Source organism: Pedobacter sp. Leaf132, from assembly GCF_920984695.1.
Lineage (GTDB): Bacteria > Bacteroidota > Bacteroidia > Sphingobacteriales > Sphingobacteriaceae > Pedobacter.
Genome location: NZ_CAKLBO010000002.1, coordinates 762,540 through 788,409 on the forward strand (window position 1 = coordinate 762,540; position 25,870 = coordinate 788,409).

At 39.3% G+C, this 25,870-nt stretch carries 20 protein-coding genes and 1 pseudogene; 14 read left to right on the plus strand and 7 right to left on the minus strand.

From position 1 onward, the window contains the following. The first annotated feature begins 85 nt into the window (after nucleotides 1–85). From LUA86_RS07130 to LUA86_RS07145, 4 genes and pseudogenes are all read left to right on the plus strand, one after another. Nucleotides 86–1,438, plus strand: coding sequence for an alpha/beta fold hydrolase (locus LUA86_RS07130; protein WP_231459918.1), 1,353 nt, complete (start codon nucleotides 86–88; stop codon nucleotides 1,436–1,438). Between the two features lie 597 nt (nucleotides 1,439–2,035). Next, nucleotides 2,036–6,217 (plus strand): tetratricopeptide repeat protein, encoded by a 4,182-nt coding sequence (locus LUA86_RS07135; RefSeq protein WP_231459919.1) that lies wholly within the window; start codon nucleotides 2,036–2,038, stop codon nucleotides 6,215–6,217. A 351-nt stretch (nucleotides 6,218–6,568) separates the two neighbouring features. After that, nucleotides 6,569–6,853 (plus strand): annotated as a pseudogene (locus LUA86_RS07140) (VOC family protein); the annotation flags it as partial. A 362-nt stretch (nucleotides 6,854–7,215) separates the two neighbouring features. Continuing rightward, nucleotides 7,216–7,839 carry a cupin domain-containing protein gene (locus tag LUA86_RS07145; protein WP_231459921.1) on the plus strand — a complete coding sequence of 208 codons (624 nt, stop codon included), beginning with the start codon at nucleotides 7,216–7,218 and terminating at the stop codon, nucleotides 7,837–7,839. Nucleotides 7,840–7,995: 156 nt separating this feature from the next. Here LUA86_RS07145 and LUA86_RS07150 read toward each other — a convergent pair whose 3' ends face one another. Then, on the minus strand, nucleotides 7,996–8,883 hold the full coding sequence (locus tag LUA86_RS07150) for a DUF2268 domain-containing putative Zn-dependent protease (RefSeq protein WP_231459922.1): 888 nt from the start codon (nucleotides 8,881–8,883) through the stop codon (nucleotides 7,996–7,998). 380 nt (nucleotides 8,884–9,263) lie between these two features. Between LUA86_RS07150 and LUA86_RS07155 the strand changes: the two genes are divergently transcribed. The 7 genes from LUA86_RS07155 to LUA86_RS07185 all read left to right on the plus strand — a co-directional run bounded on the left by LUA86_RS07155 (nucleotide 9,264) and on the right by LUA86_RS07185 (nucleotide 16,760). After that, entirely contained in the window at nucleotides 9,264–9,632 is a 369-nt protein-coding gene (locus LUA86_RS07155; RefSeq protein ID WP_231459923.1) for a hypothetical protein, read from the plus strand. 82 nt (nucleotides 9,633–9,714) lie between these two features. Then, nucleotides 9,715–10,410: an ABC transporter ATP-binding protein gene (locus LUA86_RS07160; RefSeq protein WP_231459924.1), complete on the plus strand. Its 696-nt coding sequence runs from the start codon at nucleotides 9,715–9,717 to the stop codon at nucleotides 10,408–10,410. A gap of 9 nt (nucleotides 10,411–10,419) precedes the next feature. Next, nucleotides 10,420–12,927: a TonB-dependent receptor gene (locus tag LUA86_RS07165; RefSeq protein WP_231459925.1), complete on the plus strand. Its 2,508-nt coding sequence runs from the start codon at nucleotides 10,420–10,422 to the stop codon at nucleotides 12,925–12,927. Then, a complete protein-coding gene (locus tag LUA86_RS07170) occupies nucleotides 12,927–14,372 on the plus strand; it encodes a DUF3526 domain-containing protein (RefSeq protein WP_231459926.1) in 1,446 nt (481 codons plus the stop codon). The genes LUA86_RS07165 and LUA86_RS07170 overlap by 1 nt, the downstream gene beginning before the upstream one ends. 4 nt (nucleotides 14,373–14,376) lie before the next feature. Beyond that, on the plus strand, nucleotides 14,377–15,738 hold the full coding sequence (locus LUA86_RS07175) for a DUF3526 domain-containing protein (RefSeq protein WP_231459927.1): 1,362 nt from the start codon (nucleotides 14,377–14,379) through the stop codon (nucleotides 15,736–15,738). A 470-nt stretch (nucleotides 15,739–16,208) separates the two neighbouring features. Further along, the gene (locus tag LUA86_RS07180; RefSeq protein WP_255713387.1) at nucleotides 16,209–16,439 is read left to right on the plus strand and encodes a transposase; all 231 of its coding nucleotides are present in this window, start codon (nucleotides 16,209–16,211) and stop codon (nucleotides 16,437–16,439) included. A 12-nt stretch (nucleotides 16,440–16,451) separates the two neighbouring features. Next, nucleotides 16,452–16,760 (plus strand): hypothetical protein, encoded by a 309-nt coding sequence (locus tag LUA86_RS07185; protein WP_231459928.1) that lies wholly within the window; start codon nucleotides 16,452–16,454, stop codon nucleotides 16,758–16,760. A 339-nt stretch (nucleotides 16,761–17,099) separates the two neighbouring features. Here the strand turns inward: LUA86_RS07185 and LUA86_RS07190 are convergent, their stop codons facing one another. The 4 genes from LUA86_RS07190 to LUA86_RS19300 form a co-directional block, all read right to left on the minus strand. After that, nucleotides 17,100–17,444: a hypothetical protein gene (locus tag LUA86_RS07190; protein ID WP_231459929.1), complete on the minus strand. Its 345-nt coding sequence runs from the start codon at nucleotides 17,442–17,444 to the stop codon at nucleotides 17,100–17,102. A gap of 61 nt (nucleotides 17,445–17,505) precedes the next feature. Beyond that, a complete protein-coding gene (locus tag LUA86_RS19290; protein WP_370634325.1) occupies nucleotides 17,506–17,685 on the minus strand; it encodes an integrase core domain-containing protein in 180 nt (59 codons plus the stop codon). After that, on the minus strand, nucleotides 17,670–18,146 hold the full coding sequence (locus LUA86_RS19295) for an integrase core domain-containing protein (protein WP_370634326.1): 477 nt from the start codon (nucleotides 18,144–18,146) through the stop codon (nucleotides 17,670–17,672). The genes LUA86_RS19290 and LUA86_RS19295 overlap by 16 nt, the downstream gene beginning before the upstream one ends. Continuing rightward, the gene (locus LUA86_RS19300; protein WP_370634327.1) at nucleotides 18,146–18,412 is read right to left on the minus strand and encodes an ion transporter; all 267 of its coding nucleotides are present in this window, start codon (nucleotides 18,410–18,412) and stop codon (nucleotides 18,146–18,148) included. The genes LUA86_RS19295 and LUA86_RS19300 overlap by 1 nt, the downstream gene beginning before the upstream one ends. Nucleotides 18,413–18,517: 105 nt before the next feature. On the opposite strand from LUA86_RS19300, the gene nhaA reads away from it, so the two are divergent. The 3 genes from nhaA (at nucleotide 18,518) to LUA86_RS07210 (ending at nucleotide 22,505) form a co-directional block, all read left to right on the plus strand. Beyond that, nucleotides 18,518–19,822 (plus strand): Na+/H+ antiporter NhaA, encoded by a 1,305-nt coding sequence (nhaA, locus tag LUA86_RS07200; RefSeq protein WP_231459931.1) that lies wholly within the window; start codon nucleotides 18,518–18,520, stop codon nucleotides 19,820–19,822. Between the two features lie 37 nt (nucleotides 19,823–19,859). Continuing rightward, nucleotides 19,860–21,197 (plus strand): TIGR00341 family protein, encoded by a 1,338-nt coding sequence (locus LUA86_RS07205; RefSeq protein WP_231459932.1) that lies wholly within the window; start codon nucleotides 19,860–19,862, stop codon nucleotides 21,195–21,197. Nucleotides 21,198–21,275: 78 nt separating this feature from the next. Continuing rightward, a complete protein-coding gene (locus LUA86_RS07210; protein WP_231459933.1) occupies nucleotides 21,276–22,505 on the plus strand; it encodes a sodium:proton antiporter in 1,230 nt (409 codons plus the stop codon). 710 nt (nucleotides 22,506–23,215) lie between these two features. Here LUA86_RS07210 and LUA86_RS07215 read toward each other — a convergent pair. Beyond that, a complete protein-coding gene (locus LUA86_RS07215; protein WP_231459934.1) occupies nucleotides 23,216–24,055 on the minus strand; it encodes an endonuclease/exonuclease/phosphatase family protein in 840 nt (279 codons plus the stop codon). Between the two features lie 21 nt (nucleotides 24,056–24,076). Next, complete coding sequence (locus tag LUA86_RS07220; protein ID WP_231459935.1) at nucleotides 24,077–25,852, minus strand: RagB/SusD family nutrient uptake outer membrane protein; 1,776 nt, start codon at nucleotides 25,850–25,852, stop codon at nucleotides 24,077–24,079. Nucleotides 25,853–25,870 lie beyond the last annotated feature (18 nt).

The following is a 25,870-nucleotide window of genomic DNA, read 5'->3' on the forward strand; positions in this document are numbered from 1 at the left end:
CCGAGCGGCAATTTGTTAAAAATAGTTAAGCATAGAGGAGACTTTAATGTCAACAGGTATCTTCGCTTAATGCTAAATGTCTGTCATGAAAAAAATTCTCCTTTTTATACTTATTGGCCATACTTCACTTTGCAGCTTTGCGCAGCAAGCTTCAATCAGATTGCAGGACAAGAAAGATGACTACAATTTGGATTTTGAAAGTGGCCCTCACACCTGGAAATCATCAGTGGATTGGCAGACTGGCCTAACCCAGAGCGGATACAAGGTTTCTATAGATTCAAATCAACAACATTCCGGCAAGTATGCTTTACTCATAGAAAACGTAAAAAAAGAGGTCAACAAAACCTCCGGTATGTCAAACCTCATCATCCCTTCAAAATTTGAAGGAAAGGAAATTGAAGTAAAATTTTATTTGAAATTAGCAGATGTAAGCGGCCATGCAGACTTTCCAATCAGAATTGAAGATGAGGACAATGATAAACTGGAATTTACAAACCTGCTGGCTAAAAGAATATACGGAACACAGGACTGGAAAGCCTATCGCCTCAAACTTCCCTTACCGAAAGAAGCAGTAAGGATTAACATGTTTCCGCTATTATACGGGCAAGGTAAAATGTGGGTAGATGATATTCAGATTTTAATTGATGGCGTAGACATCAAAGATGCCAAAATCAAGGCTGACTATAAAAATATTCCCTATAAACCAACGGATTACGGAAACAATAACCGTGCGTCTGGCAAAGTGAAAGTTAAGGATGCAGCGTTATATTACGAAACCTACGGAAAGGGAGCACCTTTATTATTGCTACACGGCAATAGCCAGTCCATCAGTGTTTTCAAAAAGCAAATCAAAGAATATTCTAAAACCTATAAAGTAATTGCTGTAGATACACGCGGACAGGGAAAGAGTACAGATTCAATACCCGGCCCACTTTCTTATGATTTGTATGCAGAGGATATGAAAACAGTACTTGACTCACTAAATATAACCAAAACAAATATCCTGGGTTGGAGCGATGGAGGAAATACCGGTTTAATCATGGCCTCAAAATACCCTGAATATGTGCAGAAACTGGCCATAACAGGCGCTTGTACAGATCCAAATAAAGCTGTTTCTATCCGTACATTAAAAGAAGTTTCCAGCGCCATCGAAGGTTTAAAATCTAAGAACGACAAGCAATCCGCTTATCAGATTAAGCTTTTTACAATGCTATTAACCGAGCCACACCTCTCAACCGAAGATTTAAAAAAGATTAAATCACCCGTTTTAGTCATGGCCGGAGAAAAGGATATCATTTTAGAAAAACACACAAAATACATTGCAGCCAATATTCCTGATGCTGCGCTTTTCGTTTTCAAGGGCGCGTCACACTATGTGCCTGTTGAAAAGGTTTCGGAATTTAACAAGAAGGTTTTAGAATTTTTTAACCAAAAATAATAACGACCGGTCAAAAAAACCGCTAAAATCTTTAATGTACTAAGATTTCTGTATTGAAATTTCGTCTCAAAAAACGAATGTTTAAACCATTTAATAATATTCCACACTTATGACTGATATAAGATAAACAAAATTTTTAAATAAATTTACTTTTTTAGTAATGTAATATTCATTTGCCTTAAATTTTTGTCAACAAAAATAAATGAAAAATTCAGCCTTGGTTAGGTATGGTATCAGTTTCTGTGTTCAACATTCAAGATAATGGAAATTTAAAGACTACTGGTGCATGCTTCGGCTTTATTGCAAGCAAGAGGGAAGTTTTTTACCATCGATAAAATGGGTAGAAAAGGAAATTAATTCATCATCCTAAGAATGATCTGATAAAGGAAGAAGATTTATTATAGCTGAGCTAATTTAGGCTAGGATTTTTTTAGAAAAATCATTGTTTAAGTAAGCTAAAAATTGCATTTTAGGGTTAATAATCAATGTGATACAATTTCATTAATGTCTCTAGCATTCTGCCTCTTTTTAATTTCAGGTTGCTATTGAATTCTGGGGTTCCACTTGAATTGTCAGTTACATCTCTAAATTAATTATATGTCTTTTAAAAATCCCTTTCCAGCCGACCGGTTCTTCACGAACCGGGAAAATCATTTTGTCTCTTTTCAAAAAGCGATATCAAACCTTACCGATAAAAACTACAGTGTGCTTACTTTTTATGGAGTAGGTGGTATTGGCAAAACTAGGTTAAAAAAAGAACTTGTTAAAAAAGCTTTAGAGAGTGAAGATCTCATTATTTCTAAGAGTTTAGATTTTCATCAAACCGAATATCGTGATCAATCAATTGCGTTGCATATGCTATGCAGGGATCTTAAAAGTCAGAAGATAATGTTTCCAACCTTTGAGTTGGCTTATGCGTTATACTGGCAGAAGACACATCCTGAACAGCATTTGTCCAAAAGCAATATACCTTATCTTGATGAGGGAGGGATTGTTTTTGATATCGTATCAATAATGAAAGATGTTCCGTTGGTAGGTCTCATTCCAAAGATTGGGATAATCCTTCTTAACGCAAAAAAAGGTTGGGATGATTGGTGGACTAAGATTGGTCAGCGTGAGCTATCAAAATTAGAGGACATGGATGCTCACCAAATTTTGTCAACTTTGCCTTATTTTTTCGCAGTTGATTTGAGAGCAGCTATGGAGCAATCTGCCAAAAAGCTTGTCTTTTTTATAGATACTTATGAATCACTGTGGACAAATCAAGATGACAGGAAAATTGAGAAGTTTTTTGAGAAAGATAAATGGGTTAGAGATTTGATTGGATATTTACCTAATACCTTATGGGTCATTCTTGGTCGAGAGAAATTACGGTGGGAAGAATTAGACGAAGATATTATTTGGGACAAGTATTTAGATCAGCATTTGCTAGGGGAATTGTCTCATAAAGATGCGAACAAATTTTTGGAACATTGCGAAATTGTTGAAGAAGATATTAGAGAGCATATTATCAAAGCATCGAAAGGACTCCCATTCTACTTGGATTTACAGGTAGACACATATTTAAAAATCTTGGCGAGAGGTGAAAAACCAAGCATTGAAATGTTTGGAAAAAATTCAAATGATATTTTGGTTCGTTTTATAAAATATTTATCACCTTCTGAAATTGAAACTTTAAAGACTCTCTCTTGCTCGAAGTATTGGACATACGAGATTTTTGAATTAATGGTTGAGGATTTTAAAACAGGATTTTCTTTAACTGCATTTGAAGAGTTAATTGGATTTTCATTTATTACTCCGACAAAATTGTCTGATGGAACACAGGCCTTCACTATTCACCAAATTATGCGTGGTCATTTGAAAAAGATTTTAAACGTTGAGATAAGAAAGAAGATTCATCGGTCTTTATACAATTATTACTACGGATTACTTGACGTTGAATCTGGTTTAATTGAACTTAATACAAGAGTTTTATATCTTCTAGAAGAATCAATATATAATTATCGAAAATTTGAGGTTGATATTACTTTTTATTCGTGGCTATTGAAATTATCACAGAAATTATATGGGTATGTCAGTTCTGATACAATTCAGCGCTCATTATCTAAAGCCTTTGATGAACTGGTATTTGATGATCATTATCTTATTGTTTTAGAGATTTCAATTGAACTCAGTAGGTTAAATCACTGGACTAACAATATTGAACTTGAGCATCAATATGCAGAAAAAGGACTTGAATTAGTTAATAAAATTATTGCTGATAAATATTTTCAGGAAAATATGGCCATTGAAAAAGAACCTGATCTACTTGAATGTAAGATGAGCTTATTGGTTCGAAAAGCTGAGGTTTTGTATACACTGGATCAAAATATTGCCGCCTTTGAGCTTTTTAGGGAAGCTAGAACACTGGGAAGCAAAATCAATATTTCACCAAACTTACGGACCTATTCCAGGTTACTACGCGAATTAGGAAGGTTGCCAGAAGCTGAGGGGTATTTTTATAATGAACTCCGAGGTTCTGTCCGTGACAATGATACGGATCTTATGGCGTTAAACTATTGGGAAATAGCCAAACTTTTTCGCATTCAAAAGTGCCATACCGCCGAAACTCGATATGCAAAAAAAGCCTTAGAATTATATGAACAAAAAAGGGGTAAAGAGCACCCATTTTGTTGGATTGTACGTGTTGGTGTAGCAGATGGATTGTTGGGTATGCAAAAGTATAATCAAGCAAAATCTATATTAGAAGAAGCACTGTCTTGGTCAATTAAGGAGTATGGTGAACAATATATTGATAACGGTTATATATATCTTGAAATAGCCAGGTGTAATCTTGGATTGAAAGAATATGCTGAAGCGCTCACTAGCATCGACAAGTGTATCATTCTACTTTCGCCGAAATTCGGTAAACGGAATGTGGAGGTAATGGCTGCAAAGGCTCTGTTTTGTCAATTGATTCAATCAACTCTTCTAACAGGAACGTTTGACGGCAGCTTAGGAGATGAAACCGCGGAAGAATATGTTATTCGTTATAATAAGCATATGCTATCTTTCGAAGAGGTTTTTTACCAGGACTTTGATAGTTATAAAATGAACTATGGTTATTTTACTTTTTTGACAGATATTTTATTTCATATTTTCGAATTTCAGTTCTCATCCGTTGATATGTCCATCGAAAAGTTGAGCCTTTTAAATTTAAGAAAAGCAGAGCTCGATAGGATTTTTGATGAACAGTTTCGCATCCGAGAATTAGAGGGAGCAGACTCTGTTCCACTAAATAAAAGTGAAGAACAGGTTTTCTTAAAAAAATGTAATGAAAAACTAGGGATGCTTGATGATGCTGATTTTAAGATTAATTTATTACAACTCCCTTATTTTCTCAACACAAACATCTATGAATTAAATTATTCGGGTCTTGCAAAGAAATACATATTACAAACCGAAGATGAGCTCGAGGTTATTGATTATACTTCAGCTCCAATTTATAATATTACAAAAAAACAGTTTTATCTTTCTGAGCAAACAATATTAAATTATTTGATTTTTTTCTTTGATAGTGTTAAGGGGCGCAACGGAAAGTTTCATCTTGTAAAAAACCAGGATGATTGTGTTCCTTTTACGCTAGATAATGGTATAACTCAAGAAGTCAAAGATAAATTTTTGTCATATATTAAGCCATATGAGATTTTGACATCAAGCCCTTCTTCGGTATCGGTTAAAATAGATATGATTTTCCAAAATTCGTTGTTTAATGCCGTCTGCGAAGTTAAATCCGACGGAATGGTTTCAATGAGTGATGAGAAGCTTGTTTTCGAAGATGGCCCTGTTCGAGTAGAACCGTATATAATGTTGAAGGATAAATCATCTGATGAGGTTATAGAAAGAACTTTTCACGCAATCGAAGAATATCTTGTAAATGCTGAGGTTGATGAAATCGATAGAGGCATGACGCAAATAATGTTTGAAAGAATAGCTAGCTACAGAAAAGGTGACCAAGAGAGTAAAACCGATGAAAAATTACATCTTATACTGGATGATGCTGTGTTTCTAATTGATAAGTATGTAAAGGGAACTTATCAAAATAACTTGGTCTTTGCAAAAGATGTTGGAGATTTGTTGCAGGAGATGAAGTCAGTTTTGGAGAATTCAGCGCTTATCAAATGGAGGATGGCAATAAATTTAAATTTACAATCAATATTCGAATATTCCTCAAAACAAGAAACTGACAATGACTTAACAGCGAAGCTTCGTATTCATTCTGAACTTGATGAAGAGCCTATCAAAGTAGAGTTTTGCAGACCTTCGTTTTTTGCGAAATCAGTACTATATCAGCTATGGTACAATTCGGGAAGACGTAAGTATATACTTGAACTTGAAAATTCTTATCATTTACTAGATGCGACCAATCGCCCAATATATACAGTATCTGATAAAGATTTTGTTTTGTCAACTGATACGGTAAAAGACTATGTAGATTTTTTCTTTCGTGCTGTGATTGGGAAAAATGGAGGTTTCTTAATTTTCACTCAAGAAATGGAGATACCATACAAAAGAGACATAGACATTGATGAAAATATACATAAAAATATCTTGGAGCACATTCAGCCAATTGAAATTATAGAAAGTTCTGAAGAGCAAATAGCGATGGTGGCAAATATATTTTTCAGGGATGCTTTATTCAAAAGCAATATTGTAGTAAATAAAGATGGTACATGCTCACTTAATAATGAAGAACTTGTATTAGAAAACTTGCCGATTGATACTAAGGGTTTTGTGTAAACAAACCGTATTGATAAAACGAATTACTAATTTAAGTTTATCGTAACATCGATTAACTGCTTAAAAAAGAACAGAATATTGCCGGGTTAAAAGAAATGTACCCGGCAATTTCCAATTTGTTTGTAGTCTTTAATCTATTATTCGTATGACTTCATATGTTATTGATAACGTATAGGGTCTGCGAGATAGTAACGTTATTAATTGTATAATAAACATACTTAAACAAATTCACCATGCAAACGTCAATGATATGGGGTAACCTAGCTGTTGAAGATCTAAAAAGAACAAAATCTTTTTAAGCAATTAGGATTTAAAAGCAATGGATATGATGAAGTCGAAAACCTCGCTAGTTTCAAGTTTGGAGATAATCAGTTCGTAATTAATTTTTTTAAGTCTGATCGCCTTGCCTCCAGTATGAATGGCAATGTCAGCTCAACCAGAGATGGCAATGAAGTGATCTTTTCAATGGCAGCCAAGAGTAATGAAGAAGTTGATCAATGGGCTGAACTGGTAAAGTCGTCTATAGGAACTCTTAATATGGGTCCTAAAATTCATGAAAACGGTTTTTATGTTTGTGTATTTTCCGATCCCGATGGACACAAGTTTAATATAGTTTGTATGGATGAACGGATGTAAATTATTGCTTACATAATAAATAAGAATGTAATCTATAATTTTTACTTACGATTAGTATTCACATTTAGCAAAAAGTAATACCAGCGCTCAAATTTGCAACTGGCTATAATTGCTGTTATCAATAAAATGTAGATTTTTTAATAAGACTAAGGACTTTCATTAGATGTTATTAGTCTTACAAAACGAAAGTATTCATCCCCAACTGCATATCTTTCTTTCAACTGTAACTTTGATTGCACCAATAACGGCAAAGAGAAAAATCCTTTCTCATAATGAAGATTAATCTTGGTTCCTTATCGCTTGATTTTTAAATGATTAGATAATTCATGAAATTTTTTGGATATTGTATTATATACTCCAAAATGGAAACTTCAACAATTGACCGGAGAAACATTCTAAAATGTCTAGCCCTTGCCATGGGTGCAGCAATCATTCCCGAAAATGCGATTGCCGGGTTAGGAAATCATAACAATATTGGAATCTCTTCCAGTGATGGCTTTCAACCAATACATATAAAAAGTGGAGAAGGGAAAAACGGGAAAATTGGTGACGGAGATATAATTTTCAAGCTCGATAAAATGCAAACAGATGGTCACTTTGCCGTAACGGAATCAACCTTACCAGTCGGCATACTTGGTGCACCACCTCATTTTCATAAAGGATTTGATGAAATCTGCAGAGTAACTCAAGGTACCCTGACGATTCTTGTTGGTGAGCAAATCTATGAGGTCAATGAAGGTGACTGGCACCTGCGACCAAGAGGAATTGTGCATACCTTTTGGAATTCTGGCAATAAACCTGCGAAATTTATCGAGATTTACGCTCCAGGAGGACATGAAGCTTATATGAACGAACTTTCGGATCTGTTTATTCAAAATCAAAGACCGAAACCTGGCGCACTTGACCTACTTGCTAAAAAGTATGACATTAGTTTCGACTGGCCCAAACTCAAAGTCATTATGGATAAATATAAAGTTCATCTATAATTCTATATATCATAATTTCTTTTTTGAACTCAAATGGTATTCGCATAAACAGTCTCAAGAAAGGAAGGGATGATTGATTAGTCTTTTTTTCTTGAGTAGAATGTTGATAGACAAAAAAAGCAATCTAAAAAAACCAGCGGATGTTGATAGCACATCTTATTTAAACTTTGACGCATATCCACTTTCATCCAGGAACTTTCTAAAGTCTTTTATGTGAAGGATATCTGAAATAGCTTTTTTCTTATTGGAGGACTTGTTGTAGTAGGATTCTGTAATTTTATATCCAATCCAATAACCTAGATCAGGAGGATAACCATTTTTAGGTTTATAGTTATACATCCAATCATGGCTATCCTCCCTACCATCCATAATTTCCTTGAATTCCAACCACAATTTTGCCTCATTAGCATTGCCATAATTATGTGTCTGTTTATTTGGCCCTCCACCGGAAATAAGTTCTCCTATGAAATCAGCACTACCTTCATTAATACAAGCAGCCAGTAGATCTAGGCTTTTCTTGGGAATACTATCCTGTTGATAGTGGATGAGTTCATGGGCAACCATATAGGGAACTGTTGCTGATTGAATCATTTCGGCTCCTATAATTAAGCCTTTTGGATTAGAGTGTCCTCCAGAATTAAATCTACCAATCACGAAATACACATTGGGATAAACTGCTTTAGGATAAAGATATTTTAACGCCATAAATGCCGCACGGCATTGCTTCTCGTTGTCCAACATTTTTAGGCTGTTCAGCCTGGTTTTTTCATAGTCATTCTTCCGTTCTCGAACTGTGTTGATCAAAGACGTTGCATTTTCTATTCTGCCTTTTGTAAATGCTTGCACACCAGCGGAACCCTGTTTTAAATAGATGTATTCAAAAGAGTTGGACTGTGGATCAGCATCAATCTTATCAAATGCTTCCCAAAAGTTTATTATATCCCTTGTTACAAATGATGTTTTCAGCGGATCAGAAACAGATTGCGCAGAGGAAAAATCGAAAAAAATGATGGTGGCAAAAATTGCTAATAAAGCATTTTTCATATTAATTGAATAAATCTAAGATAAGATGATATAAGCCTAAAATAGATATTCAATGATCAATAAACAAAAAGCTATTTAAATATAGCCATACCATCATTAAACAGCGGATTTTTTAAGTGCCAAGAATTCTTAATGAATTTTTGTCTCACAAAAATAAAGTATTCATGCAAGCTTTATATCTTCCTTTCAGTTAATAAATTTATATTCTCAACTTATCGCAACGAGACAAATGTCTCAAAAACGAAGACTTTACTAAAACTATCCAAAATGTTTAGATAATATGCCTGCGGTAAAATCTTCCGGCAAATATTATCACCCACCACTTATTTAATTTCCCGAAATAAGTTGATCAATTTTTTTTAAATGTATATTTGCTGCAATTGGCAATTTCATTCACCACATATCACCAGTTTTTTCAACCTCAAGTAAGGGCATTTCTGCTACTGATCTTGTTTGTGGGTGCATTATTAGTTCAAGGTTTACACCACCATGAGCAGGAAGTTCTCGAACAAAGTGTTCACAATAAAGAAAAAACCTCTCTGTTGTTCAAGTATTCAATAGCCAAAGCAAATTGTAAACTTTGCGAGCTGATCAAAAATCAGTCGCACGATTTTGATTCGCCGAATCTTCCGGTTTTATCACTAAAAACAGCTAAATATCCTGGGCATATTTTCGGCTACCTTTTCGGCCATACGGATAATTATATTCTCTCTGCAGCCAATAAAGGCCCGCCCGCTCTAGTCGCCTAACTTCTAAAAGGCTAATTATTTCATTTTATTTTTTCGATTTAACAAATGCATGGCATTCGCCTGTGCGTTAATAATTATTTTTATGCTTGAAGCTATCTCACTTTCTAAAAACTATGGGGACTACCGTGCCCTGAAAAACCTAAACCTCATTGTTAATGCAGGCGAAGTATATTGCTTGCTTGGCCAGAATGGGGCAGGAAAAACCACCACCATCAATTTATTTCTGGGATTTATAGAGCCATCTGAAGGCAAAATATTAATTAATAAACAGTCTGTATCTTCTGGTGATGAGTTAAGAAGACAACATCTCGCCTACATTCCGGAAGTTGTGATGCTTTATGGCTATTTGAGTGCTACAGAGAACCTTGATTATTTTTCAAAACTCGCTGGTTTTAACTATAGCAGCAGTCAACTCCAATCATTACTAAGTGAAAGCGGATTACAAGAAGCTGCCCACCACAAGCGCTTAAACGGATTCAGTAAAGGAATGCGACAAAAGGTTGGGATAGCCATCGCTGTCGCAAAAGATGCAAAGATTATTCTAATGGATGAACCCACAAGCGGCCTTGATCCTAAAGCAACTGCCGAATTTAGTTTGCTGATTAAAAAACTCGCAAATGAAGGTCGCTCGATACTGATGGCTACTCATGATATTTTTAATGCAGTGGAAATCGCGACCCATATCGGGATTATGAAACAGGGAGAACTGATTCATACCCTTAAAGCAAACGAAATATCTGCGACTGATCTTCAAAAACTGTACCTGCAAACCATTTAAAGTTTTAAGATGTATCACATAAATAAATCAGGCTATTTCCTGCAATTCGTTTTTATTTCACTTCTGCTGCTGGCCGTTTTACCGTCCGCATATGCGCAATCGAAACTAAGCGGAAAGGTGACCGACCGAACGGGCCTAGCGATTAAGGGTGCAACACTCCTTTTCAACAAGAACAATAAAGATTTAGTTACCAGTACCGATACACTAGGTGTGTTTTCTATTACGTTGGAGAAAAACAGCACATATCAGCTCCGCGTAACGGCACTGGGTTTTACTACTTACCAGGCAAATATTAAAACTGCATTGGCTGATAGCTTAATCAAAGATCCAATAATGCTTGATGCCACCAACCAGGAGCTCCAAACCGTTGAAGTAGTAGGCACTAACGATAAAAAATACTATGGAAACTACTCCTTTTCTGCCACTAAAACAGCGAGTTTAAACAAGGATATTTCACAGGCTATCTCTACAATTTCCAAAGAGTTAATTGCTGATCGCCAGGCGGGTGTGCTATCTGAAGCCATTAAAAACGTAACGAGTGTATCACAAAGCAGCTTTTACAATCAATTCGCTATCCGCGGAATTAATCAGAATGAAGAGGGCGTTATTATCAATGGTATGCGTACCCGCCAAAATTATTTCAACCAGCCACTTACGAGTAATCTGGAGCGAATTGAGGTGATTAAAGGACCTGCAAGCGCTACCTTTTCAAGCGTAGATCCTGGAGGAAGTATTAATCTGGTAACCAAAAAACCTTTGCCTCAAAAACGCCGTGAAATCAGCATCTCAGGCGGTAGCTTTAGCACCTTCCGTGGTGCCCTTGATTTTACAGGCCCCATGGATGAGGGCAAAACCCTATTGTACAGACTTAATGTCGGGTATGAAAACAGTAGAAGCTTTCGCGATCTCCAGTTCAGGAAAGGCTATATCATTGCACCTTCGTTCTCCTATATCCCAAATGAGAAAACCAGTTTAAGTATTGAAGTGGTGGTTAACAATAGTGATTCGAGGCTTGATCGCGGGCAAGCGATTTTTGGTGCCACAGCCGGTCAGACAGATCTAAGCAGCACACCAATCCGCTTTAATATGGGCGCCAGCAATGATAAGTTTAACACGCGTGATGTAATGCTGATGGCCAACTTTTCTCATAAGCTAAGTAAAAACCTATCTATCAATTTAGTTTACATGAAACAGGACTGGAACGAAGACCTGGTAGAGCACCGCACAAACAATGCCTTTGCCCTCGACGAAAATAGCCAGCCGATTCGCAGTCTGGCAGGAATGATTGCCGTACAGAGACAACAAAAGTTTAGTACAGAAAACTTGAGTCCATATTTCTCTCTTTCAGCTAATAGTTTCGGTGTTAGGCATCATATTGTTGCCGGCTACGATCGCATCAGCACACAAAAACTTCGCGGTGGTGGATCGAGTACCGCACAGGGATACCGTTTGAAAGATGGTACGGTAACGCCCAGATATGATGCAGCAAAAAAAAATCTTTATCAGTTTAGCATTGTCAATGGTGTAAATGCGCCTGTACCAAATGTAGAACATTTCAACCTGCTTAATCCCTCCTATACACTTAAAAGCCTAAGCGATTATACCTTTTCCAAAACCGAAATCGCACCGGCATACTATCTGGTAAATGCTGTTTATCTTCAGGATCAGGCTACAGTAGGCCGGTTTACAATTACCTTGGGTTTAAGGCAGGAATGGTATGAAGATTATGCCAATTATCAGCTGGCTACCGAGCAGAAAATAAACTTTGCGAAACTGCTTCCCAGACTGGGCGCAACTTTCCGCATTAATCCACAGATAAATGCTTATGCAACCTATCTGCAGGGTTATCAGCCACAGGGCAATACCTCTTCGCTGGTCATCACTCCTCCGCCTTCCGGTTCAAATTTCAAACCACTGGAAAGTGATCTTCGTGAATTCGGCATCAAATCAGAATGGCTCGATGGAAATTTGATGGTTAATGTTGCCGCATTTGAAATCAACCAGAAAAACCTGCTTATGAACGCCAATGATCCTTTGGACGTCAATCGTCTTATCGAAAGAGGCGCTCAGCGAAGCCGGGGGATTGAGATCGAATCTTCGGGTTTCATCAAAGATAACTGGCAGTTTAATATTGGCTATAGCTATGTAAATGCTATTTTAACAGCGGATTTTAATCCCCAAATCACCGGTCAACGCGTTCAGAATACGCCAAGGCACAGCGCAAGCCTTTGGACAAGGTATGATCTCCGCCAGGCAAAACTTAAAGGCCTGGGTTTTGGTGCAGGGCTACAGTATAGCGGCAACAAACTGCCGCTTTACATCCGAGATTTTACGCTGCCTGCTTATACCGTGGTTGATGCTGCAGTTTATTACTCACCAAATACATCCAAAGTGCAAATTTCTATGAACCTCAACAACATCCTGAACAAAACCTATTGGGTGGGTGCACAAAATTACCTGCGTCTTTTTCCAGGTACACCAAGAAATGTGATGTTTAATATAACTTATCGTATTTAATGAAAAATATTGTTTTTACCATATCCCGGCAAAGCTACAAAAATATAATAGCCAATCGGGCTACTTTGGCCTTAGCGGTTCTTCTCGGCCTTTCACTTTGCCTGGCAACCTATGTTGGATGGCAGAATTTTAAATCGCAAAATAGCCAGCGCCTGCACTACAAACAACTTGTTCGGGCGCAGTGGCTGGCCAAGCCAGACAAACATCCACACCGGATGGCCCATTACGGATATCTTGCTTTCAGGGAAAAGCATGAACTGAGCTTTTTCGATTTTGGAATAGAAAGTTTTGCCGGTGTTTCTATTTTCCTAGAGGCACACAAACAAAATACGGTCAATTTTAGCGAAGCTGGTTTTTCTAACGGTATGCTGCGATTTGGAGAAATAAGCGTAGCCATGGTGCTGCAGCTTCTTGTTCCACTGCTGATTATTTTTCTTGGATACGATAGCATTTCTGCAGAAAGGGAATCAGGAACGCTGAAAATTCTACTGTGTCAAAAAGTAACCTGGAAAAAACTTTTATGGGGTAAAACCTTTGGAATTTTAGCTGTAGTACTTTCCATGTTTATTCCGCTGATTTTATTGACCATATCGCTATGGGCATCTTTAAGCGATTGGGCAGTAAGCGGAGATTCGGCCATTAGGCTACTGATATTGATTATCTGCTACTCCGCATATTTTTTCATCATCGTGGCGATAACCGCTTTGGTTTCTGCATTTTCAAAAAGCTCCAGAACAGTATTAACTACGCTGCTTGCTGCCTGGATTGTGCTGATCATCATCGTTCCGAGGATTACACAGGCCGTTGGGAACAGGATTTTTCCGGTTCCATCCAAACTTGAATTTTTGGACCAGATTGCCTCCGATGTTCAAAAGCAAGGTGATAGTCATGATGCGAATGACCTTCACTATGCCGGAATAAAAGATTCTTTGCTCAAAGCTTACCGCGTAGATGACGTGAAAAAACTGCCTTTTAATTATGGCGGCTTCATTATGGCAGAAGGAGAACGGATTACCTCAGGCATCTATTCCGCTCACCAAAAAAAACTGAACGAGAAATTTCAGCGGCAAAACAGCATTACCGCTATGGTAGCCTTGCTCAATCCATACCTGGCATTAAAACAGGTATCAATGGCTTTAACGGCTTCAGATTTTGAGACTTTCGTAGATTTCCAGAATCAGGCCGAAGCTTATCGCTATGGATTGGCGCAAAAAATGAACAAGCTTCAAATTGATAAAATCAGTAATGAGAAGCCAGATGAACACGACAAACCGCTTTCCATCAGCCGCTCCAACTGGGCAGAACAGCCCGATTTTAATTATAAGTTTAAGTTTTACGGTAAAGTAGTGCGTCAGGAAGGCGTTGCTCTTACTGCCCTGGCGCTTTGGCTAGTAATGGTTATTCTTTTACTTCAATATTCCCCTCGTTGGATCAAAACAGTTTAGCAAAATGAAAAATACCTATAATTTAGAATTCAAACTTTTTTTCAGGAGTACTTCAGCATGGATTGGCATATTGGTGTTGCTGATTACCGGAACTGCTGGCTTGTATTTTGGCAAAACCTTTATCGATAAGCAAAACCAGGCAATAGAAAAGGCCGCATTGCTCCAGCAGAAGAATACCCAAAATAATGTGAAACATTTTGGCAATGACATTGGCCTTTTCTTTTTCCACAATAAATTTTCAATGGCCAATGTACCTCAGCCATGGGCAGCATTTGCCAATGGCCAGCGGGATGTAAATCCATACCTCATTTCTGCCACAATGCTGGCGCTGGAAGGCCAACTTTATGATACCGAAATCAGCAATCCTGTGAGCTTATTATTTGGCAATATGGATCTGAGTTTCGTGTTCATCTATCTTTTTCCATTGGTAATTATTGCTCTAGTGTACAACTTAATCGCTGAAGAGCGGGAGTCGGGAATATGGCCACTCTTGAAATCCCAGACTAACCAACTTTCGAAATTAATCTGGAAAAAATTTATGGTCAGGATGATGACGATTTACTTAAGTTCTATCGTTTTGTTTTTAGCCGCCATACTTTATCTTCATTTGCCGATTGATCAAAATTTGTTTGCAGTAACCGTTATTATCTGGCTGTACCTTGCCTTTTGGTTTGCCTTGTCATTTTTTGTGGTTAGTTTAAGCAAGTCTTCCAGCTACAACGCCTCCGTTTTGGTTGCCCTGTGGGTATTATTATGTGTGGTATTGCCCGCCAGTTTGAATCTGGTACTAACCCAGAAATATTCAGTTCCCGAAGCGTTGCAAAATGTGATCAATCAGCGTGAGGGCTACCATGAAAAATGGGACATGCCAAAAGAAGTAACCATGAAACCATTTTTTGAGCATTACCCTCAATTGAAGCAATATCCATTTCCCGCTGATAAGACGTTTAGCTGGTTTTGGTATTATGGCATGCAGCAGATGGGCGATGATCAGGCTTTTGAAAGCAGAAAATCAGTAGTCGAAAAGCTTAAGCTAAGGCAGCATTTTACTTCGATTGCAGCACTTTTTCTACCAACCGTTCAAACTCAATTGGGCATCAATGAGGTTGCCGGAACAGATTTAAATGCTCATCTCTCTTTTCAAGAGGCATACCGATCTTTTCACGAGAAAACCAGACTACAGTTTTATCCTGCAATTTTTTTGGAGAATGGTATCGAAACTACGAAGGTAAGCTCCACTAAACTTGAGGCATTTACACCAGGTACCATTAAAGATTGGAAAAGATTGGCATCATTGAGTTTGCTCACCATACTGTTTCTGACATTAACTTTGAGAAATCTAAGGAAAATCCAATTAGTTAAATAGTTATCTCAGATGCATACTCGTTGTAGTCATGCATTACGTTTTCGATAGCCCTAATTTGGGAGTGAATTTATTTGTCGAAAATAACCAGTCATTAAAAATTAATTTCAGCAGGACAACTAAAGTCATTAAGAAACATTGGAAAAAGATTGCTGGGTTGACCTGATATCAATTTGTTATTGTGAAAAGGCACATTAAACGTCATTTTAAAACTTAAACGGGACTGTCTCAAAAAGGCAGTCCTTTTTTTGTTAGAGAGACATTTATTTTTAGGTTTTTATTTGATTTATTGTAGTGATTTTCAGATGTTTATGCATACATAATCGAGATTCGTGGCTACCCAAAAACCTGTTTTTAAGCCCTATTATCAGTCCCAGATGATGGCTATTCCTCCAACTATGGACTAGCTTGCGGCAAAAGGCCACCCGGCGTATTGTAAATGACATTGTTGAAAGACCTAAATCCAGGCACTATTGGATGCTTATAAGATCAAGGATACCTCGAGCTATCATCCACAAATGCTTTTAAAGGTTTTGGTATATGGATATATAAGCAATGTACATAGCAGCAGAAAGCTGGAGGTAGCCTGCAAAGAGAACATCAACTTTATGCGGCTGAGCGGAATGAGCTATCCTGACCACAATACCATCAATGGTTTTCGCAGTGTCCGCCTTAAGGACGCGCTCCGCAGCGTGTTTGAATAGGTTGTTAAGCTGTTGGCTGAAGAAGGGCTGTTAAGTATTGCGGAGGTTTATACAGACGGCACCAAGATAGAGGCCAATGCCAATAGATATACCTTTGTGTGGAAAAAGGCTATCCAGACAAACAAGGAAAAGATGAAGAAAGCCCTGAGTGACATCTGGGAATATGCCCAGAGCGTTGCCAAGGTCGAGGATGGCTTACCTGAGCCACCCGATTTTACGGATATTGATACGAAAAAAGTACAGCAGACAGTGAATACGCTCAATGCAGTGCTGTCAGAAAAAACGGATCTGGACAAAAAGGTTAATGCGAAACTGAAATAAGTAACCAAAGAATATCCAGAAAAACAAGCAGAATATGAGCGTAGTGAGGCAATGTTGGGGGAACGGAACAGCTTAAGCAAAACAAATACCGATGCAACTTTCATGCGGATGAAAGATGACCACATGCAAAATGGTCAGCTCAAGCCCGGTTACAATGTACAGATATCGACCTCCAATCAGTTTATCGTAAACTTTAATGTCCTGGTTAAACCGTAGTAGATTCACCCAGTCTCGCCAGTTAAAAACATATTACAACACAGTATGTTCGAAACATTTACAGATAATTAAAAATTAGTGAAAGGGGTCAAATAAATTGGTTTGTACGCCCAGGCGCCTGTTTTATTCAATTTCGCCGTCTGCAAGGCCTTCTAAAAACCAGCCTGATTTATATTCAAATTCCGCACGGTGGCCGGAAGCATTAACCACGAAACTGCTGAAATCATGCGCAATTAACTGCTCTGCTTCGAGGGTTCTTTTGGCTAAAACAGCAAATTCATCGAGATCAAATTCATCCTTAATTACATAATGTGGAGTACCAGTATCGCTCCAGATGGTTTCTGCAACGCCTGATGCAAATTTTTCTATTTCTTCGTCACTTACTTTTTTTATAGTTTGTTCATTCTTTTCCATCGAGATAGGGTAATTAATGCAAACAACATGAATTTTGTATAATTTGTTCTCCATCGCAACAACTTTCCTAAAGGAGTTAGAAATCTACTCGTTAGAGTGACGTCCCCCCGAAAAACTAGCCAGTTGAAACCAGAGAATTGGGAGTTATATTCAATGTTTCAATGAACTCATTCGGAGTGAAACCATCTAACGAGCTATGTGGCCTGAAAGAGTTATATTCCTCACGCCATAGTTTGATTTTCTTTTTAGCATCATCCATCGATAGGAACCAGTTGGTATTTAAACATTCATCCATTCTTCAGTTATTGTTCTTACTTCTTGAATGGATTTAAACACATATGCATTTAATATATCCCTTCTCAAAGTTCCGTTCAGTCTTTCGATGTAAGCATTCTGCGTAGGCTCTCCAGGCTGGATGAATACAAGTTGTATCTTATTTTCCTTGCTCCAAATATCCAGTTTTGCACTAATGAATTCTGGCCCATTATCAACCCTTATCATCTTTGGATACCCTCTGTGACGTGCAATTTCCTCCAAGCTCCTTATCACCAGGGTGATTACGCTGGAAAGAAACATGACAATTTTATACAGGCTTGCCCTTAGTGCCTTTTTTAGAATATTACCTTCATAAAGAAACTGGGTGAGCTTAAGTATCCTGAATACACGGAGCAGCCGAAAGGCTCTCATCACGACGAGGTATTGCGTTCCTAAAAGGAAAAGACTTAGGTAGCTTGGAATAAAGGCAATCAGATCCACTATTCCGTAAAAACTGAAATATAGCGAAGTGGTTTATGGCTCGCATATATGCGAAGAAGATACTCTAAGGTCAATAAAATGGTAAATATCCTTTCCAGTATATGTATGAGCTGATAGTACCTTTCCCGCACTGCGCTGACGCTTTCCAGAAAAACTGAAAGGATGCTGAGCAGTATCAACACCAGCAATACTACATCAAAAAGTTTCCCCGCTCTGGTGTCTGAGCGGAGAATAATGATGTATATTTTTTTTCCGCAGGATGTCATTTGCTCTATTCATATTATCTGAATCCGTTTTCGGTAAAGTAAGATAATAACGCACAATGAAACCTATAGTTTCTTTAAAAATGTATATTTGAAATTTTGAGGGGTATGAAAAAAACAACAATCGAAAAGATTATGGCGCCGGTGAGCCGCTTCATTCATCTGGAATACACTAGTGGAATTGTGCTGCTCATCAGTGTGGTCATCGCAATTGCCTGGGCGAATTCTCCCTTTCACAAATTTTATGAGCACTTGTGGCATATCAAATTCAGCGTAGGATTTGACAAATTTCTGCTTAGTCATCCTTTGCACATCTGGATCAATGATGGGTTAATGGCTATATTTTTCTTTGTAATAGGCCTGGAACTCAAGCGGGAATTTATGGAAGGAGAACTCTCTTCGCTTCAAAAGGCCTCACTCCCGATGACCGCTGCGCTTGGCGGAATGCTGGTTCCGGCTGCAATTTATTTTTTTATCAATAAAGGTACGGATGCTGCCCATGGCTGGGGAATTCCAATGGCTACAGATATTGCCTTCGCATTAGCCCTCCTTTCCATGGCCAGCAAACATATTCCCGTTTCCATTAAAATCTTCCTATCAGCTTTAGCTGTGGCTGATGATCTGGGCGCGGTCCTGGTGATTGCTTTTTTCTATACAGACCAGATTAATTTTGTGCCGCTGGCCATCGGTGAAGGATTTTTGATACTGCTTATGCTGGGAAACAGGATCGGCATCAGAAGTACAGTTTTTTATCTGGTGCTTGGCATTTGTGTCTGGATTGGCTTTTTACTCTCTGGCGTCCATGCCACTATTGCCGGGGTACTGGTGGCCTTTACCATTCCTGCGGTGACCAGAATCGATGAACAGATTTACTCCAGTAATTTAAGAAAACTTTCTTATGATTTTGAAGTGGATATCCCTGAACGGGGAACCCTTATCACACCGCTTCAAAATAAAACCATTCAGAAAGTAAAAACCTTAAGCATGGCCGCTGAAACACCCCTGCAAACCATAGAACATGCGCTGCATCCATGGGTGGCGTTTGGCATTATGCCACTTTTTGCGCTGGCCAATGCAGGCATTGTGATTACCGGAGATTTTTTAAGTTCTGTAATGAATCCAGTCTCAACTGGTGTTGCCCTGGGGCTTATCATTGGTAAATTTACAGGCATTTTATTTTTTTGCTGGATCATGGTCAAATTCCGGATATCCAGCCTGCCTGAAGGGGCAAACTGGAAACATATCGCCGGAGTTGCGCTACTGGCTGGAATTGGTTTTACCATGTCGCTGTTCATTAGCGGACTGGCGTTCAAGAACCCGGTATTTATCACTCAGGCTAAATACGGGATATTGATTGCCTCTGTCCTTGCAGGAATTTCAGGAACGATTGTCCTCAAACGCATCGCGAAATAGTCATCATACAATAAATAACCAATTACAACAAAGGTTTATGAAAAAAAAAACAGACGATGTGCGTGGTGCCCTAAAGGCTTTTATCGAAAATCGTTTTAACCTGCATATTGATAAGGCCGAAGAAAGCGAGGTGGTAGAATCGATATCAAGGAACTCCATATTTGTTGGCGGCCCGGTCTGGACATTGATCTTTGCTATCATCATTGCATCCATCGGGCTGAACGTAAATTCCACAGCGGTAATCATTGGAGCGATGTTAATTTCGCCCCTGATGGGTCCGATTATGGGCATAGGCCTGGGCATAGGAACAAACGATTTTGAGCTCGTCAAAAAAGGGGGAAGAAACCTGCTCATTGCTACCATAATCAGCATTGTTACATCGACCATTTATTTCTACATTACCCCGCTTCATGAGGCGCAAAGTGAACTGCTAGCCAGGACGACCCCATCCATCTGGGATGTATTCATCGCTTTTACCGGCGGGCTGGCCGGAATTATCGCAGCCACCAGAAAAGAGAAAAGTAATGTAATACCGGGCGTAGCCATCGCCACTGCACTCATGCCTCCCCTCTGCACCGCGGGCTATGGCCTTGCCGTGGGTAACTGGCCATTTTTCTTTGGCGCACTTTATCTGTTTTTCATCAACAGTTTATTCATTTGCATCTCCACCTATTTGATTGTAAAATTCTTGAAGTTTGACAAAAAACACTTCGAAGACCCGGGGGTTGAAAAAAGGGTATCCAGATACATTCTTATTAGCGTATTAATTACCATCATTCCAAGTATTTACCTTGCCTATGGTATAGTCCAGAAAAGTATCTTTGAAAATAATGCACAGCGATTTGTTCGCGAACAGTTCAACTTTCAAACTACGCAGGTTATCAATAAAAATCTGATTTATTCAGAGGGTGAAAAAGAGATAGATCTCCTGCTCATTGGAGCTGAACTTCCCCAAACAGTCATAAATGCCATCAAAAACAACTTAAAAAAGTATAAGCTGCAAGGCACTACCTTGCACATCAGGCAAGGACTTAACGCCAGGCAGGAGATAGACTTCTCCCAGATTAAAGCCAGTATTATGGAAGATGTCTTCAAAAAAGAAAACGGCCCTGGAAAAACAATTAAAGCTGATAAGTTAGTGAGGCCCTTGCCGGATATCAGGACAGAACTTATTGCGCTGTTTCCTGAAATCAAAAGCTATTCCCTGTCCAATATCATTAGCCGCAGACTCGATACCCAGCGCATGGATACCCTGACGCTATTCAGGGCCGAATTCTCTGCGGTTCCGGGAACAAAAAACCAACTCAGGATTCGTTCCTGGCTAAAAAGCCGGTTAAAAGTGGATTCTGTTCAAACCGTTTACAGTACGCAATAAGGCCATAAGCAATAATAAAGGATATGGAATTCGAGCGCGCGTTTGCCCTTATATTTTAATAAATTAACCTATTCAACCATGAACCAGTACCTTATACTCATGCTTATTGCCGGCATTGCCAGTATTGGAATGGCTTTCATCCCGACAATCTCGAGTAGAATAGGCATATCTTACGCGATTGTGTATGTTGGGATTGGTGTGCTATTTTATCTGATTTGGCCCAAGGCACTACCAAGTCCACTACCAGATAAAGATAATAGCCTTGTGGTTCACCTAACAGAACTTATAGTCATTATTTCCCTGATGGGAACAGGCATCAAAATAGACAGAAGTTTCTCTTTCCGGTCATGGGCTACGCCATTGAGACTCATCCTGCTCTCCATGATTCTTGCAATAGGAATTTCAACAGCAATGGGTATTTTGGCTTTGGGGCTAAGTCTCCCGGCCGCGCTACTGCTTGCCGCTGTGCTGGCACCAACAGATCCGGTGCTCGCTGCTGATGTGCAGGTCGGTCCCCCCAATGAGCGCGGCAAATCCGAGACCCGTTTCGCGCTAACTTCTGAGGCCGGACTAAATGACGGGCTCGCCTTTCCATTTACCTGGTTAGCTATGATCATCGCCTCCAAGGGTATAAGTCTATCGGCTTTATGGCACTGGGCCTGGTATTATCTAGCATATAAAATTTTAGCAGGTCTGGTTATTGGCTGGGTGTGTGGTAAACTAGTTGGCTATCTGGTTTTTTCCATCTCAGAAAAGTACAGACTGCTCAAAGCCTCTGATGGCTTTCTGGCAATATCTCTAACACTATTGACCTATTCGGTAAGTGAATCTTTTCATGCCTACGGTTTTATATCCGTCTTTATCGCCGGACTTACGCTACGCCATTACGAAAAAGGACATGATTACCATCAGCAGCTTCATTCTTTCACCGACCAGATGGAGCGTATGCTACTTGCTGTGCTGCTTATATTTTTCGGGGGTTCTCTGGTTGGTGGAATTCTTGCTCCACTTACCTTAACAATGGCAATAGTCGCCCTGGCTTTTATCATACTGGTAAGACCTGCAACCGTCTATCTATCATTGTTGGGCAGTTCAATAGCGCTTAAGGAAAAGCTGGCCATCAGTTTTTTTGGTATACGGGGCATGGGGTCAATATACTACCTGGCTTTTGCTTTCGGTGAAATAAATTTTGAGCAGCAGGATGAGCTATGGGCAATTGTTGCTTTTACGATTCTGATTTCTATCGTACTACATGGACTTACCGCTACTCCTGTAATGAAGCGTCTTAGCAAAGCCACTGATGCTTAAAAGCTTTGCAATCAAAAATAGTTAGCTCCTTTAAAGTCTCCATTGACTGAACTTTACGAACAACTATATTCCTTTAATCACTCGGCTGGCAAGATAATGAATAAATAGAAGTCCTGTTAAATAAACATGCCTGATTGATAAATAAGTAAATCTTGATATATTTCGTCTCAAAAAACGAACCTTTAAAACATAGCTCATTGTTATTTAAATTTTTATGTAAATCTTCGCGATTCTTTTAGCACAAATGCAACAAAGATAAGACTATATCCATCGTTATAACATGCCATAGCAGGAAAAGATAGCTGAAATATTACGGAGAAATTGTAGGGCAAACAATGATAAAGCCATTACCTGTCAGATCATCTGGCATAGTTATGGATGTTTGTATCTTATGAAAAAGCTATACTTAATATTTGCCCTGTCGGCAGTGCTGCTGACAAGCGCCTGTTATACGGTGGGGACAGATGGAAATAGTGGGAAGGTTCCTCCGGGACAAGCTAAAAAAGGAACAGGTTCTAAATCGGCAAGGACTTTTGCACCGGGGCAACAAAAAAAGCGCAATTAGGTAGGAAGCCATTAGTTGGCTACCTTATTCCTTCGTGTTCGGGACTTAAACGCTATAGTTGATTGCCATGCCCGGCGCACCCAAAAAAAAGAGGGATGCGGCGAATGCCACATCCCCCTGGATAAGATAATCTAAAAATAACTCCTCAATTCAGTTCCACCTCCGCTAAAACCGGAAAGTGATCAGAGGGAAATTTACCATAATAGGTGTCCGTTAAAATTCCCCACCTGCTGGCAGTAAAATGATTGCTCACAAAGATGTGATCAATCACAGTTTGCCCCTTTGGTGTTCTGAATCCATTCGCAGATGAATTGTTTGCATAAGGGAATTTAACTTTGCCGTATGCATCAAACAGGATGCCTGAACTGGCCAAACGCTGGTACCATTCACTATCCCTGCCCCCATTGAAATCACCTGTCAACAAAACCGGAGCAGAACCGGCTATTTCCGCTATTTTTTTAAGGATTAGCTCACTGCTCTGCAGACGGGCAACTTTACCTTGGTGGTCATAATGCACATTGAACACATAAAACTGGTTTTTGGTCTTCAAATCCTGAAGATAAACCCATGAGCAAATCCGGTTACAACAGGTCGCATCCCAGCCTTTCCCAGGTTTTTCAGGTGTTTCAGATAGCCAGAAATCACCACTTTTGATTAATTTAAAGCGGTCTTTTTTATAAAATATCGCCGAATGTTCTCCGCCATCCTGACCATCATCGCGTCCTTTTCCATAAACTTCATATTCAGGCAAAGCAGTTTTGATATCTGTTAGCTGATTATCCAAAGCCTCCTGAACACCCAGAATATCGAACCTATGAAAGCGGATAAGGTTGGATACAACAGGCGCCCTGTCTACCCATAAATTTCCGCTGTCCCGGGGATTATCAAAGCGGATATTGAAAGTACCGACTGTAATTTGCTGCGCCTTAAGGCCTACCGCATTAAGGGAAAGTAGCACCGTAGCGATTAATAATTTTATTTTCATTGTATTAAGCTTTGAAGTTTATTACCAACCCGGATTTTGTTTAAGATTAGGATTGCGCTGAAGGTCATTTAAAGGAATCGGGTAATAATAATTACGTTCATTCCATTTTCTTGGAATTTCTTTCATCCAGGTTAATTCCCCAGAGCTGCCGTTTTTCAAAAGCTGTGAGTTTACAGCAGTACCAACAGTAGCCGAAACATCTACATAGGATACCCCAGCGGCAGCAGGCGTAGGTCTTGTCCCCTGATAAAAGGCAACATCCAGGACACCGTCCTCATTTAAATCCATTGGAGTTACTAAAGAAGGTACAAAGAATCCGTTCCATTCCTGCTCCATCAAGCTACCCCTTTTCCACCTTAAGAGATCCGCAAAACGCAGTCCTTCCAGACTTAATTCAATGCCTCTTTCCCTCCTGATTTCCAGCAGCGTAGCATCAGAAATTTCAGGAAAATAATTTGTTATCAGATAAGGGTCGGCAAGGGTTGGTTTAACACTTAATCCACCTGTAATTCCCGCACGTGATCGTAAAGCCCCAATGCTCAATGCCCAGTCTGCGTCAGTTAGCGTCCCCAGTTCTGCTTTAGCTTCAGCAAAGTTCAATAACACCTCAGCATAACGGTACAATGCAACCGAATTTGTATTTAATGCACCTGCATCATAGTATAAATCATCCAGCGTCCATTTTATTGGCTGATAACCCGTAAAAGTATAAGAGAAAACCGGTGGCGCGGCAACCTGCTGACCATTACTGATGCGTTTATAATCGCCTAAGCGGATGGTCTGCTTGAGCCTTAAATCCCGGTTTTTCACCTCATCCTTGAACACCATTGTACGGTAAGCCGGGTCGTTCGTATACGGCGTTCCATCCAACTTCATATAAGTATTGATAAAAGTTCGGGTGAAACTCGCCTTGGCACCATAGGTACCACTTGTCCACCACCAGTTCGCCTCATTCAGTACGCCCAAACTCACATCAGAAACCGCTGCCTGTATGACTTCACTTGCAACAGGGGTGTTACTGGTGAATACCTGTCGATAAGAAACCCCTGGACCACCTGCGGTATTCAGCGAAAACCCACCATTTTTAATGATTTCTTCTGAAGCAGATGCAGATTCCTGTAACCAGCGGCTTGCACTGGCTGATAAATTTAAATTTGTATGGTATTTTCTGAAAGTCCCTTCAAAAAGACATAACCTCGATTTGAATGCATAAGCTACCCATTTAGTTATAGTGGTACGACTTGGATCTGAAGCGGTCTGAATATTAGCGCAGGCAAAATTTATATCCGCCAATACCGAATCCATTACTAATTCCCGTTTATCACGGCCGCCCATCAATGCTGGTTCATCGATATCCAGCGGCATTCCAATCCAGGGCACATCGCCAAAACGTTTAACTTTCTCCAGATAGAAATAAGCCCTGAAATAGCGGGCAATACCCAGGTAATTATTCCTCACCGATGCTGGAACAGCCGGGTCATTACAGTTTACGATAAAATAGTTAATGTTCCTCAAATCTCTCCAGCTCCAGCCTGAGCTAGTGTTTGCGCCATATGCGCCATCACGAATAAAATCCTGGACAGAGCGCACCGCTAAATAATCAGACATTGCATCCTGACTTGTAGAGTTCTTAGGCAAGAAATCCATTCCGTAAAATGAATTGGTATACAGCTTTAGTCCGTTCTCCGTACCAAAAATAGCTTGTTTAGTCGCCGTAGACTGCGGTTGCTGATCGAGCTTTTTACAGGCGGCAAGACCAAGGCAACCCAGTAAAATCAATATATAATATTTTTTCATGTTTATCTTTTTTTACAA

Coding starts and splice junctions, on each gene's coding strand:
- LUA86_RS07190 (WP_231459929.1), bottom strand. CDS start 17,444: ATGGAGAACAAATTATACAAAATTCATGTTGTTTGCATTAATTACCCT.
- LUA86_RS07220 (WP_231459935.1), bottom strand. CDS start 25,852: ATGAAAAAATATTATATATTGATTTTACTGGGTTGCCTTGGTCTTGCC.
- LUA86_RS07135 (WP_231459919.1), top strand. CDS start 2,036: ATGTCTTTTAAAAATCCCTTTCCAGCCGACCGGTTCTTCACGAACCGG.
- LUA86_RS19300 (WP_370634327.1), bottom strand. CDS start 18,412: ATGACATCCTGCGGAAAAAAAATATACATCATTATTCTCCGCTCAGAC.
- LUA86_RS19290 (WP_370634325.1), bottom strand. CDS start 17,685: ATGGATGAATGTTTAAATACCAACTGGTTCCTATCGATGGATGATGCT.
- LUA86_RS07205 (WP_231459932.1), top strand. CDS start 19,860: ATGAAAAAAAAAACAGACGATGTGCGTGGTGCCCTAAAGGCTTTTATC.
- LUA86_RS07145 (WP_231459921.1), top strand. CDS start 7,216: ATGGAAACTTCAACAATTGACCGGAGAAACATTCTAAAATGTCTAGCC.
- LUA86_RS07165 (WP_231459925.1), top strand. CDS start 10,420: ATGTATCACATAAATAAATCAGGCTATTTCCTGCAATTCGTTTTTATT.
- LUA86_RS07175 (WP_231459927.1), top strand. CDS start 14,377: ATGAAAAATACCTATAATTTAGAATTCAAACTTTTTTTCAGGAGTACT.
- LUA86_RS07170 (WP_231459926.1), top strand. CDS start 12,927: ATGAAAAATATTGTTTTTACCATATCCCGGCAAAGCTACAAAAATATA.
- LUA86_RS07215 (WP_231459934.1), bottom strand. CDS start 24,055: ATGAAAATAAAATTATTAATCGCTACGGTGCTACTTTCCCTTAATGCG.
- LUA86_RS07160 (WP_231459924.1), top strand. CDS start 9,715: ATGCTTGAAGCTATCTCACTTTCTAAAAACTATGGGGACTACCGTGCC.
- LUA86_RS07130 (WP_231459918.1), top strand. CDS start 86: ATGAAAAAAATTCTCCTTTTTATACTTATTGGCCATACTTCACTTTGC.
- LUA86_RS07210 (WP_231459933.1), top strand. CDS start 21,276: ATGAACCAGTACCTTATACTCATGCTTATTGCCGGCATTGCCAGTATT.
- LUA86_RS07150 (WP_231459922.1), bottom strand. CDS start 8,883: ATGAAAAATGCTTTATTAGCAATTTTTGCCACCATCATTTTTTTCGAT.
- nhaA (WP_231459931.1), top strand. CDS start 18,518: ATGAAAAAAACAACAATCGAAAAGATTATGGCGCCGGTGAGCCGCTTC.